This window comes from Kriegella aquimaris (assembly GCF_900103215.1).
Lineage (GTDB): Bacteria > Bacteroidota > Bacteroidia > Flavobacteriales > Flavobacteriaceae > Kriegella > Kriegella aquimaris.
The window spans coordinates 520380-533559 of sequence record NZ_FNGV01000001.1; the positions used below are offsets into that span (position 1 = coordinate 520380).

Annotated in this window: 17 protein-coding genes and 1 tRNA gene; 13 read left to right on the top strand and 5 right to left on the bottom strand. The window is 38.4% G+C overall.

The genetic code is table 11. The annotated features are described in order from the left end of the window. Window positions 1-2: 2 nt before the first annotated feature. The 6 genes from BLS33_RS02190 to BLS33_RS02215 all read left to right on the top strand — a co-directional run bounded on the left by BLS33_RS02190 (window position 3) and on the right by BLS33_RS02215 (window position 3031). Complete coding sequence (locus BLS33_RS02190; protein ID WP_089884815.1) at window positions 3-431, top strand: (4Fe-4S)-binding protein; 429 nt, start codon at window positions 3-5, stop codon at window positions 429-431. A 13-nt stretch (window positions 432-444) separates the two neighbouring features. Further along, the gene (locus BLS33_RS02195) at window positions 445-918 is read left to right on the top strand and encodes a VOC family protein (protein WP_089884817.1); all 474 of its coding nucleotides are present in this window, start codon (window positions 445-447) and stop codon (window positions 916-918) included. 71 nt (window positions 919-989) lie between these two features. Then, a complete protein-coding gene (locus tag BLS33_RS02200; RefSeq protein ID WP_089884819.1) occupies window positions 990-1562 on the top strand; it encodes a sugar O-acetyltransferase in 573 nt (190 codons plus the stop codon). 1 nt (window position 1563) lies between these two features. After that, complete coding sequence (locus BLS33_RS02205) at window positions 1564-1854, top strand: hypothetical protein (RefSeq protein ID WP_089884821.1); 291 nt, start codon at window positions 1564-1566, stop codon at window positions 1852-1854. Beyond that, on the top strand, window positions 1854-2534 hold the full coding sequence (locus tag BLS33_RS02210) for a lysoplasmalogenase (protein WP_089884823.1): 681 nt from the start codon (window positions 1854-1856) through the stop codon (window positions 2532-2534). Before BLS33_RS02205 ends, BLS33_RS02210 begins: the two co-directional genes overlap by 1 nt. Before the next feature lie 53 nt (window positions 2535-2587). After that, window positions 2588-3031: a VOC family protein gene (locus tag BLS33_RS02215; RefSeq protein ID WP_089884825.1), complete on the top strand. Its 444-nt coding sequence runs from the start codon at window positions 2588-2590 to the stop codon at window positions 3029-3031. 140 nt (window positions 3032-3171) lie between these two features. On the opposite strand, the gene murA is transcribed toward BLS33_RS02215, so the two are convergent. The 3 genes from murA to BLS33_RS02230 all read right to left on the bottom strand — a co-directional run bounded on the left by murA (window position 3172) and on the right by BLS33_RS02230 (window position 5529). Next, window positions 3172-4479: a UDP-N-acetylglucosamine 1-carboxyvinyltransferase gene (murA, locus tag BLS33_RS02220; RefSeq protein ID WP_089884826.1), complete on the bottom strand. Its 1308-nt coding sequence runs from the start codon at window positions 4477-4479 to the stop codon at window positions 3172-3174. 15 nt (window positions 4480-4494) lie between these two features. Beyond that, a complete protein-coding gene (locus BLS33_RS02225) occupies window positions 4495-5157 on the bottom strand; it encodes a DUF4290 domain-containing protein (RefSeq protein ID WP_089884828.1) in 663 nt (220 codons plus the stop codon). 84 nt (window positions 5158-5241) lie between these two features. Next, the gene (locus BLS33_RS02230) at window positions 5242-5529 is read right to left on the bottom strand and encodes a DUF493 family protein (protein ID WP_089884830.1); all 288 of its coding nucleotides are present in this window, start codon (window positions 5527-5529) and stop codon (window positions 5242-5244) included. An 88-nt stretch (window positions 5530-5617) separates the two neighbouring features. On the opposite strand from BLS33_RS02230, the gene BLS33_RS02235 reads away from it, so the two are divergent. The 5 genes from BLS33_RS02235 (at window position 5618) to BLS33_RS02255 (ending at window position 10246) form a co-directional block, all read left to right on the top strand. Next, window positions 5618-6181 (top strand): AAA family ATPase, encoded by a 564-nt coding sequence (locus tag BLS33_RS02235; RefSeq protein WP_089884832.1) that lies wholly within the window; start codon window positions 5618-5620, stop codon window positions 6179-6181. Then, the gene (locus tag BLS33_RS02240; RefSeq protein WP_089884834.1) at window positions 6181-8085 is read left to right on the top strand and encodes a RecQ family ATP-dependent DNA helicase; all 1905 of its coding nucleotides are present in this window, start codon (window positions 6181-6183) and stop codon (window positions 8083-8085) included. The genes BLS33_RS02235 and BLS33_RS02240 overlap by 1 nt, the downstream gene beginning before the upstream one ends. A 93-nt stretch (window positions 8086-8178) precedes the next feature. Continuing rightward, entirely contained in the window at window positions 8179-9126 is a 948-nt protein-coding gene (gene fmt, locus BLS33_RS02245) for a methionyl-tRNA formyltransferase (protein ID WP_089884835.1), read from the top strand. A gap of 173 nt (window positions 9127-9299) precedes the next feature. After that, window positions 9300-9572 carry an HU family DNA-binding protein gene (locus BLS33_RS02250; protein ID WP_089884837.1) on the top strand — a complete coding sequence of 91 codons (273 nt, stop codon included), beginning with the start codon at window positions 9300-9302 and terminating at the stop codon, window positions 9570-9572. 113 nt (window positions 9573-9685) lie between these two features. Further along, window positions 9686-10246 (top strand): YqgE/AlgH family protein, encoded by a 561-nt coding sequence (locus BLS33_RS02255; RefSeq protein WP_089884839.1) that lies wholly within the window; start codon window positions 9686-9688, stop codon window positions 10244-10246. Window positions 10247-10287: 41 nt separating this feature from the next. On the opposite strand, the gene BLS33_RS02260 is transcribed toward BLS33_RS02255, so the two are convergent. Together BLS33_RS02260 and BLS33_RS02265 are read right to left on the bottom strand one after the other, a co-directional pair. Then, entirely contained in the window at window positions 10288-11142 is an 855-nt protein-coding gene (locus BLS33_RS02260) for an aminotransferase class IV (protein WP_089884841.1), read from the bottom strand. A 193-nt stretch (window positions 11143-11335) separates the two neighbouring features. Further along, window positions 11336-11719, bottom strand: a complete 384-nt coding sequence (locus tag BLS33_RS02265; RefSeq protein WP_089884843.1) for an START-like domain-containing protein — start codon at window positions 11717-11719, stop codon at window positions 11336-11338. Window positions 11720-11990: 271 nt separating this feature from the next. Here BLS33_RS02265 and BLS33_RS02270 point away from each other — a divergent pair. Beyond that, window positions 11991-12067, top strand: a tRNA-Met gene (locus BLS33_RS02270). 440 nt (window positions 12068-12507) lie between these two features. Next, a complete protein-coding gene (locus BLS33_RS02275) occupies window positions 12508-12972 on the top strand; it encodes a ferritin-like domain-containing protein (RefSeq protein WP_089884845.1) in 465 nt (154 codons plus the stop codon). Window positions 12973-13180 lie beyond the last annotated feature (208 nt).

Consider the following 13180-nt stretch of genomic DNA (forward strand, 5'->3'; position numbering starts at 1 on the left):
TCATGGGAGAACGTGAAATTACCAAGAAATACACAAATGGAGATTTGACCGTAGTCTGGAAGCCTAAACTATGTACCCATTCGGGCATTTGCGTACAAACACTTCCCGAGGTATATAATCCGAGTGAAAAGCCTTGGATAAAAGCTGAAAATGCATCTGTTGAAGCCTTAAAATCACAAATCGGAAAATGTCCGTCGGGGGCTTTAAGTTACATCCTAGAAAATCAAGATAAAGAAACAATGGGATCATTCGAAACTAAAGTCGAGGCACTCCCTAATGGTCCTTTACTGGTTCATGGCGAACTTAAAGTGACACATAGCGATGGTACTATCGAAATGAAAAAAAGAGCGACCGCCTTTTGTCGCTGCGGTGCATCTGACAATAAGCCCTATTGCGACGGAACCCATAAATCAATAGATTTTAAAGCCTGATATAGCCCTTGAAATGTATCAGAAGATCGCCCCTTTCTTACTATTCGATGGCCAAGCCGAAAGCGCCATGAATTTTTATGTGTCCATTTTCCCCAATTCAAAAGTTTCCAATATAGAATATCATCAAAAAAAAACAGATTTGGACAGTAAAGCCTGCATTCTAAGGGCCTCCTTTTTATTGAACGGACAAAAATTTATGTGTGGTGATAATTTGGAAAAACACGATTTTACGTTCACTAAATCTCTTTCTTTTTATATAAACATTGCATCTGTTTCTGAACTCCGCAGCGTTTTTACGAAGCTATCTGAAAACGGAAAAATACTGATGCCCATCGACAATTATGGATTCAGCAAATGCTACGCTTGGGTACAAGATAAGTTTGGAGTATCTTGGCAATTAAACGTTCCGAATTTGGAAAATGAGTCGGAAGAAAGTAATGTATGTTTTGCAAACAGCAAAGACGTTCGACCAGAATATCGGGAATAAGTACGTTTAATTTGATTACGCTCGAACGACTTGTTTTCACTGTAGCTCCCAACTTTAAAAAAAGGCGGTAAATGACCGAAAAAGAAAAAATGCTTGCGGGAAACAATTACAGTTCACGAGATCCTGAGTTATTAGCATTATACCATAAGGCCAGAAGACTGTTCCAAGAATATAATCGCATCGATTCAACTCAAACCACTAGACGAGACGAAATTCTCATGGAACTTTTGCATCGCAAAGCGGATGGCGTATGGATTGAAGCGCCATTCTACTGCGATTATGGTGAGAACATCACTATTGGTGCGCACACCTTTGTCAATGCTAATTGTTTTTTCTTGGACAACAATATAATTACCGTTGGTGAAAATTGCCTTTTGGGCCCCTATGTACAGATTTATACGGCCCAACATCCATTAAAAGCTTGCGAAAGAATTGTGCAAGATGTAGATGGCCCACGTTACCTCACATCAACAAGGCCTGTTACCATTGGTGATAACGTTTGGATTGGTGGAAACTCTGTCATCATGCCCGGAGTTACAATTGGTGATAATGTCACGATCGGTGCAGGTTCTGTAGTTACGAAAAATATACCCGATGATGTTCTGGCATATGGAAACCCTTGTAAAATAATTCAAGAACTCTAAAATGGATTTCCTCTTTCAAATTCCTAAATCAATTTTTGAAACCTTTGGCGTCATCTTTGGTTTTTGCGGTTGTTTGGTTATCGCCATTCAGGTATATAAAGAATATAAATCAAATATGCCGAGCAGTCTTTCCATGGGGTTTCTCGTCGGTTGGATATTTATTTATTTCTTTTGGGGATTGTACGGCCTTAGATTTGGAACCCTTGCCCTATGGCTCTCTAATGGTATTGCTGTTATAATTCAAACCACACTTCTTGTCATCGTAATGAGAAAACGAAAAAATAAGTTATAATGCACTTTCGTCCAACCCATTTCACATGGTTATTTATTTTTATTGTTCTCTTGGATAGCGTTGTCGGAGCGAGTGACCTTTCTGGTTTTCGTATGGTTACCAAACCGATGATACTTATCGCTTTACTCGCCTATTTTGGTAACAACGGAAAGCATCTATTGCAATCAACATATTACCTCACATTATCCGCTTTATTTTTTTCCTTGCTAGGCGATGTTTTTTTAATGTTCGATAATCCGTCAAACCACTATTTTGTATTTGGTCTAGTCTCATTTCTATTCGCCCACATCTTGTACTGCGTCATATTCCTACTGCGGAGGGCAAGTAGAAATTCTTTAGACTTTGGGTTGATTTTACTTCTCTTTCTAGCTTACGGAACCACATTGTTCATAATGCTGGAAGCTAATTTAGGCCCGCTTAGACTGCCGGTAGCTATATACATTTTGGCGATTTTGGCTATGGCGGTTACTTCATATGGCCGTCGGAAAAAAGTAAATGCGATCAGTTTTAACCTGATATTTTTAGGTGCTCTTTTCTTTATTGTCTCAGACACCATTCTTGCGCTGAATAAATTTATGTTCGATATACCTTGGTCATCACTTACCGTCATGGGAACCTACGCCACTGCGCAATTTTTAATCGTAAAAGGATTGTTATTTGAAAACCCGAAAGAGAATTGACCATTTTCCATCCTCAAAAACACTATATTCCAAACTTAAAAAAATCGTGTTGTATGAATAAAATGTTCCTAATGCTCTTCCTTATACCCTGCTTGATGCTTTCTGCGCAGGAATTTGATTTTAAGATCGATCACTCTTCCCTTATCGTGAATGATTTGGAAACTTCCGCAGATTTTTATGCAGATGTATTAAAATTGAAAGAAATTCCACATCCCACCAAAGCACCAGGATTCCGTTGGTTTCAAGTGCAAGGAAATTCTCAATTGCATTTAATCTACAAGGATACCGTACAAATGAAAAAGCATAAATCAATGCATTTATGCCTTTCTACACCTGATATAGATGCGTTTATATCTCATCTGAAAAAGCAAAATATTTCATACGAAGATTGGCCTGGCAAGAAAAGTGCAGTAACTCTGAGGGCCGATGGCGTACGTCAAATATACCTTCAAGATCCAGAGGGTTATTGGATAGAGGTAAACAATGCCCAACACTAGGGTTAATCCTTTATAATCTTATACGTTTTGTGATTTCCTTTCTTTATAAGGCAAAAAAGAAAAGTTAGGAACGTTTTTAGCTGTGTGAAACTATTACCAGCAAAAATCACCAACTAAATAACCTAAAAAACAATCGTAGATTAGAGTCTTTCGATTTTGGCACCAATAGCTCTTAATCGCGTGTCAATATCTTCGTAGCCCCTATCGATTTGTTCAATATTATGAATAATCGAGGTGCCTTTGGCCGATAGCGCTGCAATCAAAAGTGATACGCCCGCTCTAATATCAGGAGAGGTCATGGTCGTTGCCTTTAAGGTCGATTTAAAATCATGACCGATAACCGTAGCTCTATGGGGATCACAAAGAATGACTTTGGCTCCCATATCCAGCAATTTATCAACAAAGAACAAACGACTCTCGAACATTTTTTGATGAATCAAAACCTCACCTTTAGCTTGCGTGGCCACTACTAAGATGATACTTAATAAATCAGGAGTAAGCCCAGGCCATGGTGCATCGGCGATGGTTAAAATCGATCCATCTATGAAGTTCTGAATGATATAGCCATCACTATGCTCGGGAATAAATATGTCATCACCTTTTCGTTCGATGGTAATGCCCAGTTTTCTAAAAATAGTAGGAATTTGACCTAAATCGTCCCAACTTACATTCTTGATGGTCAGTTCACTCTTGGTCATTGCAGCAAGCCCGATCCAACTTCCGATCTCAATCATATCAGGAAGCATGGTATGTTCGGTACCACCAAGTTCCTTAACTCCTTCAATCTCCAATAAGTTAGAACCAACACCTGAAATTTTGGCGCCCATGCGGTTTAACATCTTACATAGTTGTTGCAGATAAGGCTCACAAGCCGCATTATATATCGTTGTTTTTCCGGTTGCCAATACAGCCGCCATAACAATATTTGCCGTACCGGTTACAGAAGCTTCGTCTAAAAGCATATAAGTACCCTTTAGTTCTTCTGCCTCTACACCGTAAAAATGCTCTTCCCTATTGTACCGAAATTTGGCTCCTAGGTTGATGAATCCTTCAAAATGGGTATCCAATCTACGACGGCCTATTTTATCACCACCGGGTTTTGGTATATATCCCTTACCGAAACGAGCCAACAAAGGACCTACCAACATTATCGACCCACGAAGGCCTCTTCCGTCTTCTTTAAATTTTGCAGATTGCAAATAGTCCAAATCGATTTCATCGGCTTGAAAGCTATACGACCCTTTTTTTTCCTTTTGGACCTTCACCCCCAAATCTTGCAATAGCGCAATAAGCTTATTGACATCGACGATATCGGGAATGTTGTTTATGGTTACTCGTTCAGGGGTTAAAAGAACAGCGCAGAGAATCTGCAATGCTTCATTTTTAGCACCCTGGGGAGTTATTTCACCTGATAGACGGTGACCTCCCTCAATTTTAAATGTTCCCATGAAAGATTGAGAATATTAGTAGCGTTTTTTGCCGCGGTTATTGTTTCTTTGATTTTTCTTGCCAGAGCTCGTGGTGCTACTGCGTGTAGATTTAATTCCTTTGTTTTTTAAGAATTGTCCACTATCCGTCAGGTTTTCACCTTCTGCAGCCAAATCTATCTGCCCATCGCTCAATTCAAACAAGTGTTTGAAAATGGCTTTATCATCAACGGTATCTTTGTTCCAATTGAGATAACATTTCTTCATGTGATTGGCAATCGCATATTCAAGTCCGTCGCGCATATCCCCTTTTTCCCATTTTACGGCCACATCGATCATTCGCTTGATGTTGTTTCCATAAAATCGATATTTCGGAAAGTTCTGCGGATATTCAAGGGCTTCCGGTCGCTGCTGCAACACTTCTTTGGAAGTTATCGGAAAAGGCGATTCTACATCCAATTTAAAATCGGACATGATAAATAATTGATCCCAAAGCTTATGCTGAAAGTCGGGGACATCCCTTAAATGGGGCTGCAAATTGCCCATTACACTTATAATGGCTTGGGCAACCTTATTTCGTTCCGCATCGTCTTTAATGGATACGGCATGGTCGACCATTTTTTGAAAATGTCTTCCATATTCCGGTATAATGAGCTTAGGTCGCTCGGTGTTGTACTCTAGGTTTTCTACTAAATTCAAATTGAAGTATTTATGCTTAAAATATATCTTGGAAAGTGCTCTATAGAGACCGCAAAATAAGAAATTTTTAGGTTAAAAACTATTTTATAAGGATATTACCCCTTCTACCAACCCTACTTCCTTATACTTCACAATCACTTCTTCTGCATTTTTTAGGTTAACGGTTATTGAAAGACTGGTATATTTACCCTTTTTCGATTTTTTCGATTCGATTACGGCTCCAGTATTATTAAAAATGTCGTGGATCTTGTTTATTTTCTCAACATCGGTCAATACGATAAACTTATATAAATAATCTGCGGGCCAGCTCGTGGTCTCTTCCAGTTGTTCTTTCAACCTGATATAAAACTCTTCCGATTTTTCAGATTCCATGTAATTTTTTTTCAAAGATAAAGCTAAAACCACAATTTTTAAACCTAACCGCTATTGATTACTTTTGCACTTATTATATACTTAACTATTGAATCACAAAAAAATTGTAATAACAGGTGGCCCTAGTACTGGAAAAACTTCGGTCATTCAACAACTTGAACAGCAAGGTTTTCATTGTATGGAGGAAGTCGTTCGCAAAATGACGGCCGACAAGCTTTTTGAAGAAGACTCTGAAGCATTCGCCACAAACCCTATTATCTCGGTTTCCGACCCTTTACAGTTCAATCTAAACCTTCTAGAACAACGTATCGCCCAATACAGGTCTGCAGCAGAATCTAAAGAAAAAATAGTTTTTTTTGATAGGGGTGTTCCTGATATTATGGGGTATATGCAATGTTTCGGACAACCTTATGGTGAATTATTTGAACGGGCCGGCAAAGAAATTAGGTACGATCTTGTATTTCTTATGCCTCCTTGGCAAGAAATTCATACCGTGGATACCGAACGGTTCGAAAATTTTGAAGAATCAATTCAAATCGATGCCTGTCTTGCCAAAGTTTATAGAAATTTTGGTTATGACCCTGTAAGCGTGCCTAAAATCGGTGTAGCCGACAGAGTGGACTTTATTTTAGATTGGATAAACAAAATATAATGTTAGAAAGCCCAAAGGAAATTCTAAGAAAATACTGGGGCTATTCGGAATTCAAAGGGTCACAACAAAAAATAATCGAGGCCGTATTGAACCGGCAAGATGTACTTGCGCTTTTGCCTACAGGTGGAGGGAAATCACTTTGTTTCCAAATTCCTGCTATGGCAAAAGAAGGCATATGTATAGTGATATCGCCTTTAATTGCCTTGATACAAAATCAAGTAGACAGTTTACGTCAACGAAATATAAAAGCTATTGCTCTAACGGGCGGTATACCTTTTAACGAACTCAATAATTTGCTTGATAATTGCGTGTATGGCAATTATAAGTTTCTGTATTTATCTCCTGAGCGGCTACACCAAGAAATCGTACAAGAACGAATTCAGCAAATGAATGTCAATCTCATTGCAATAGACGAAGCACATTGCATCTCGCAATGGGGACACGATTTTCGACCCGCTTACTTAGAATGTTCAAAATTACGGGAACTCGCGCCTGATGCACCCATCATAGCGTTAACCGCCACGGCCACGGAACAGGTAGCCAAAGATATCGTGTCTAACCTACAATTTAACAACCCGCTTGTTTTTAAGGATTCATTCTCAAGACCCAATATCGCCTTTGCTGTCATATGGAGCGAAGACAAACACTATCGTTTAAAAATACTCTGTTCAAAGGCTCGTAGCAGTGTTATATTATATGTAAGAACAAGACGCTTAACCCAAGAGTTGGCAAATTATTTGAACCAAAACCATTGTTCCGCCGATTATTTTCATGGGGGAATCGATAAAAAGGACAAGGAGAAAAAGTTAAACGCCTGGCTTCATAACAAGGTACAAATTATGGTGGCCACCAATGCCTTCGGAATGGGCATTGATAAAGCAGACGTGTCATTGGTCATTCATTATCAGGTTCCCGATTGTATTGAAAACTATTTTCAGGAAGCAGGTAGGGCCGGTCGAAATGGCGAGCCTGCTATGGCTGTACTTTTGACCAATAAAGCCGATGAATCTCAGGTGCGAAACCAATATTTAAGTGTTTTACCCGATGTGCCTTATCTCAAAGAGATTTATAAGCGACTAAACAACTATTTTCAAATATCTTACGGCGAAGGGTATGACGAAATGTATCAATTGAACTTTAACAATTTCTGCGAAACCTATTCCTTAAAAATATTGATGACCTACAATGCCTTGCGCATACTTGATCAAAATTCGGTCATTTCATTGTCCGAATCCTTTTCGAAAAGAACCACCGTACGTTTTGTAACAACCAAAGATCAGTTATTCAGTTATTTGGAAAAGCACAAAGCCATTGCCCCCGCCATACAGACTATACTAAGAACGTATGGGGGCATTTTTGATTATGACACCAAAATAAATACTTCCCTACTCTCGAAAAAGGCCGCGATGCCAGAAGAAAAGGTTCAAATTGTCTTGAAACAATTGCAAGACGACAATATCATTGAATATGTAGCCCAGCAAAATGATTTAAGCATTACTTTCTTAGTGCCGAGGGAAGACGACCGAACCATCAATGTATTTGCCCATAAAATAAAACAGCAACAACAGCTAAAGGCAGATAAGGTTGAAGATATGTTAGCCTATACCAAGAATGATAACATTTGCAGAAGCAAACAACTACTTACTTATTTTGGAGAGAACAAGGAAACGGATTGTGGTATTTGTGACGTATGCGTAAATCGGTTAAAACAGGAAAATGTCACTTCAAAATCGATTTCAGACGATATCTTAGCCTTATTGGAGGCTAAGAACCAAACCTCCCGTGAATTGATTGCTGTATTAAACCACCCAGAACACGCTGTTCTTGATGTAATCAAGCAGCTTCTGGCGAATGGCATAATCAAAATTAATACAAGAAACGAGTACGAACGCTATCGCGCTTGATACCAATTTTAAAAAAACCACGCCCCTCTCAAAATGGTGTTTGATCAATGAGGCCAACGAATAAAAAGACAACTAGTTAAAAAATATAAGTACATGGAAAAATTACGAATCATATTTATGGGTACTCCCGATTTTGCAGTAGCGACCTTGAAAGCCTTAGTCTCTCAAGGATACAATGTTGTGGGCGTGGTCACTGCGCCCGACCGCCCTGCCGGTAGGGGAAGGAAACTACAGGAATCTGCTGTAAAAAAATATGCCGTCGAGCAGCATCTTCAAATTTTGCAGCCCACTAACCTCAAAGATACTGGGTTCTTGGAAGAACTTAAATCACTGGAGGCCAATCTACATATTGTTGTTGCTTTTCGTATGCTACCCAAACTAGTGTGGTCCATGCCGAAACATGGTACTTTTAACCTACATGCCTCGCTTTTACCCAACTATCGGGGTGCGGCCCCGATCAATTGGGCGTTGATTAATGGAGAGACCGAGACAGGGGTTTCCACGTTCTTTATAGATGACAAGATCGATACTGGGGAGATTATTTTACAGGAAAAAACTGACATCGCCGAAAACGACACTGCGGGTACCCTTCATGACAAATTGATGCTTTTAGGAGCCGACTTAGTTTTAAAAACCGTCGCACAAATCGAGAATGGAAGTGTGCACAAAAAGAAACAAAATCAAACCACCGAATTAAAAACAGCCCATAAGATTCATAAGGAAACGTGTCAAATCGACTGGAAAAAATCTCTTGACGAAATATTCAATCACATTCGCGGGCTCAGTCCGTACCCCGCTGCATGGACAACACTGGTGAACGGAGACGAAAATGTGTTCCTTAAAATATATGGCGCCACAAAAATTATGGAAAACCATACCTTAAGTATAGGGTCGATTATTTCTGATAAGAAAGAGCTGAAAATTGCTATAAAAAATGGCTTTATTATGCCCACTGAAATTCAATTACCGGGAAAAAGAAAAATGAAGACCAGCGAGGTATTAAATGGACTTAATTTATCAGAATCTGCCCATGTTGTCTAAACCCCCACTATCATTGGGCTGCGAGAAACGTAAAAAAAACCCTACTTTATTAACAAACACCTGAAGTTATCAACAAAAACCGCAATTTCCCCCTATTTTACTTGCGTTGCAGGGAAATCCATATAAATTTGTTTAAGGTTTAATATTTTAACAACAATTAATTTATTTACATTATGAACAAAACAGAATTAATCGACGCAATGGCGGCAGATGCTGGCATTACTAAAGCAGCAGCAAAAAAATCTTTGGAATCTTTCTTGGGGAATGTTGAAAAATCCCTTAAAAAAGGAAACCGTGTATCTTTGGTAGGTTTTGGATCTTGGGCCGTATCAAAAAGAAACGCAAGAGAAGGTAGAAACCCTTCAACTGGAAAAACTATTCAAATTGCCGCTAAAAACGTAGTAAAGTTTAAAGCAGGTTCTGAGTTAGCTAGTTCAGTAAACTAGTCTTAAGTATTGAATACTGAAAAAGCGTCTCTTAACAGAGACGCTTTTTTTTACTCCCTCTTTTTGCTTTTAATAAGAATTGTCTTATTTTAGAGACAACAAGTCCATTTATTATGGTGATTTTGAAACCAGAGAAAGGTAAACTTCTAATTGCGGAACCAACCCTTACCGGTGATGTTTCTTTTAACCGGTCAGTCGTACTTTTAGCAGAACACAACGAAGAAGGTTCTGTAGGGTTTATACTTAATAAACCTTTGGAATATAACATTAGCGACCTTATCACAGAGATAGAAATCCCTTTTCAAGTGTACAATGGAGGCCCGGTCGAGCAAGACAATCTTTATTTCATTCACAAAGTTCCTGATTTGATTGCCAATAGCATCGAAATATCGGATGGAATTTATTGGGGTGGAGATTTTGACGATACCGTTAGCCTGATCAACCAAAAAGTAATTTCAGAAGATGATATTCGTTTCTTTTTAGGTTATTCTGGCTGGTCTTCACTTCAATTAGACCAAGAATTGACTTCAAAATCATGGGTCGTAGTCATAAACGATTACCAAAGCGCCATCATTCAAAAGTCTTCCAATGCCTTTTGGAAAGAAAAAATGGTGGAATTGGGCGGAAACTATCTTTTGTGGTCGAATGCCCCTGAAAACCCAAGTTTAAACTAAGAGCCCTTTTTAAAATTAATTTAGCGATAGCGCCCTTGGTTTTAAGTCAATCTCGCCAAAGCATTTAGTTTACCCAACAGTTGTGTCGCTACGGCTCTCTCGAACTCTTTTTTTCGATATTTGGTTATTGGACGAATACCGACTACCGAATTGGTGATAAAAAGTTCGTCGGCTTTTTGTAGTTCAAAAGGTGAAATGGATGTTTCTTCTAAAGTATAGTCTTCCGTTTTGGTCACGATTTCCATAACCTTTTTTCGAATTATCCCGTTCAAACAACCATCTTTTAAGGGAGGCGTTTTAATCACTCCGTTCTTGACCAAGAAAATATTACCGTTTAGAGCTTCTGCCACCTGTTTGTCTTGATTTAACAATAGGCAATTTTCATATCCGTTCTCTTTGGCAAAGATACTGCCCACTACGTTCAATATTTTATTATTGGTCTTTAGCGTAGAAAGCATATCGGAATTAAGATAAAAATCTTTGAACAATTCAACCTCGTACCGACCATCGCTTATTTGGTAAAATGCCGCGTCTAACGCTACAGTTTCTATGATATACGATATTTCATTGGTCAGTGGGGTGTACAAGCCGCCATTGTTTCTAAACACGCTTAAACGTACTCTTGCCGGTTTGTCGATCAATGCATTTTGACGTAGTGTTCTCAGTAACTCTTCCTCTAAAAATTCCATTGTAAAACTCATTGGAATCTCCATACGTAAAATACGCATCGAAGCCATAAGGCGAAGGTAATGATCTTCCCAAAAAATTATCTTGCCATGAATGACACGCAGTGTCTCAAAAAGACCATCACCATAGCGTAAACCCCGATTTTCATGATTTAGGTACAATGACTCTCTCGCGTGCAAGTCTCCGTTAAAATTAATCTCTCCGCTCATCTTCGGTGTTGTGTTTTTAAAATCAATCTTCCTGCAATTATTATTTCTTGTTTAATTTATAGGCTAGAAAATACTAGCTAAAAAAGGAGCGCAAACCTAGTAGGGTATGCCTGTGTTAATAAAAGAGGATAAAAGTCGGGAATGAAAAAGCCTTGATAAATCAAGGCCTTATATTATCATTTCAGAAAAGTTACTATTTAGAACCTAATACTTGTTTTAGGTCTGATACTTGATTCTCCCAAAGCATTTTGGCTTCATCTACTTCATCTTCATCGGCAAAGTCGGTTATGAACAAAGAGACATCTTTTGTAATTTCATCAACAATAATTTTCATTTCGAAAAAACTATTATCATCGTTCTCTGCCCACGCAAATTTCACAAATTCATCGCTTTTTCTTTTTAATAGTTTGGCCTCTTCTTCCGATCCATCCCAAATGAAAGTGAATATTTCACCTCTTGAGTTGACGTTGTCGGCAAACCACTCTGACAGACCTGACGGCGTAGACAAATACTGATACAACATCTGTGGTGAAGACTGTACTACGAACTCAAGTTCAAATTTAATTTTATCATTCATTCAAAAAGGTATTTACAATGGGCAATATATATATTTAAATATGATAAAAAAATATTTACATAAGAATATTTTTTAATCTACTTATGTTGATGTACCCGAAATTAAATTTTATATTTGCAGCCGTTTAAACAGAAGGCCAAGTCATTTAATTTGATTTTTGCCGCCAAGCCGGCCAAGTTAAATGGTGCTATTTTAGAGCTAGGCAAGTTGAAAACGATAAAGTGAATGCGTGTTGTTCACTGCATTGTAGTTATATATTGAAAATTTATTCGGCGAGGTAGCTCAGGTGGTTAGAGCGCAGGATTCATAACCCTGAGGTCGGGGGTTCAAGTCCCCCTCTCGCTACCAATAAAAATGGGCTTCCATGCAATTGGAAGCCCATTTTTTATTTCTATGTACAACATATGTACAACATTTTAAGTTCTTATCCCCACTTTAGAAAAATTCATTAGAAATCTGATTTTAGTCTTTTTCCATAGACAAACTGTGGAACGTCTTGCTTGTTTCCTTACAAAACCCATTCTATAAAGGGATGAGAATCGGTACCAAGGTCTTCTGAATTGTTTTCACCTCCTTAATTTTAAGATTCATTCATAGGAAACTATTGACTTTACAGGTATTTTATTTTCAAAAAAAGTTCCAACTGTTGGCTAGCGACTTTTGATTCTACTTTTTTTTGACCATAGTAGATTATCATGCAAAATCTATTGGAGTAATTTTAAAATTTTTAGGACTACGGTATAAGAATTGAAAAATATATCTTCAATTTAATTTTTAACTCAGATATTATGGGAACATACACAAAAGAACTGGCCGATAGGCTAAATGGAATTCTAGAAAAAAATAGCGATGCCGAGAAGGGTTTTGGCAATGCGGCCAACAATACGGAAAACAGAATTCTTTCAGCCTATTTTAATGAAAAAGCCCTGCAACGAAGGGCATTTGCAGAAGAACTCAAATCAGAAATCGTTACCCTCGGCAAAGACTTCGACGAATCCGGAAGCGCAACTGCAGCGGCACACCGAGCATGGATAGACATCAAATCGTTCTTTGGCAATTCCGATGAGGCTATGTTGCAAGAATCGATTCGAGGCGAAAGGGCAGCCGTTGAGGAATACGAGGAGGTTTTAAGGGAAATCAGTTTGCCCACCACTACGGCAATTATATTGCGGAATCAGATGCTCAAAATAGAGAGCGGCCTCGCCCTAATTAAAAACATTAAAGATTTGGAGGAACGGTCTAAGGCATTGTAATGATTATAGGCATTCACCTATGTCTCTTTTTATCTGCGGATTATACAATTTACACAGTATTATTACAAGGTTTTAAGCAACTTCCTTACTTCGAAATGGACATTTTGATTTGAAAAAGCTAGTAATGGATATGCTTTCAGTTTAAAAAAAGTAAATAATTCAGATGACTAGGGAAAATTAAGAAGAAACAAGCAGACAAACCCAACAA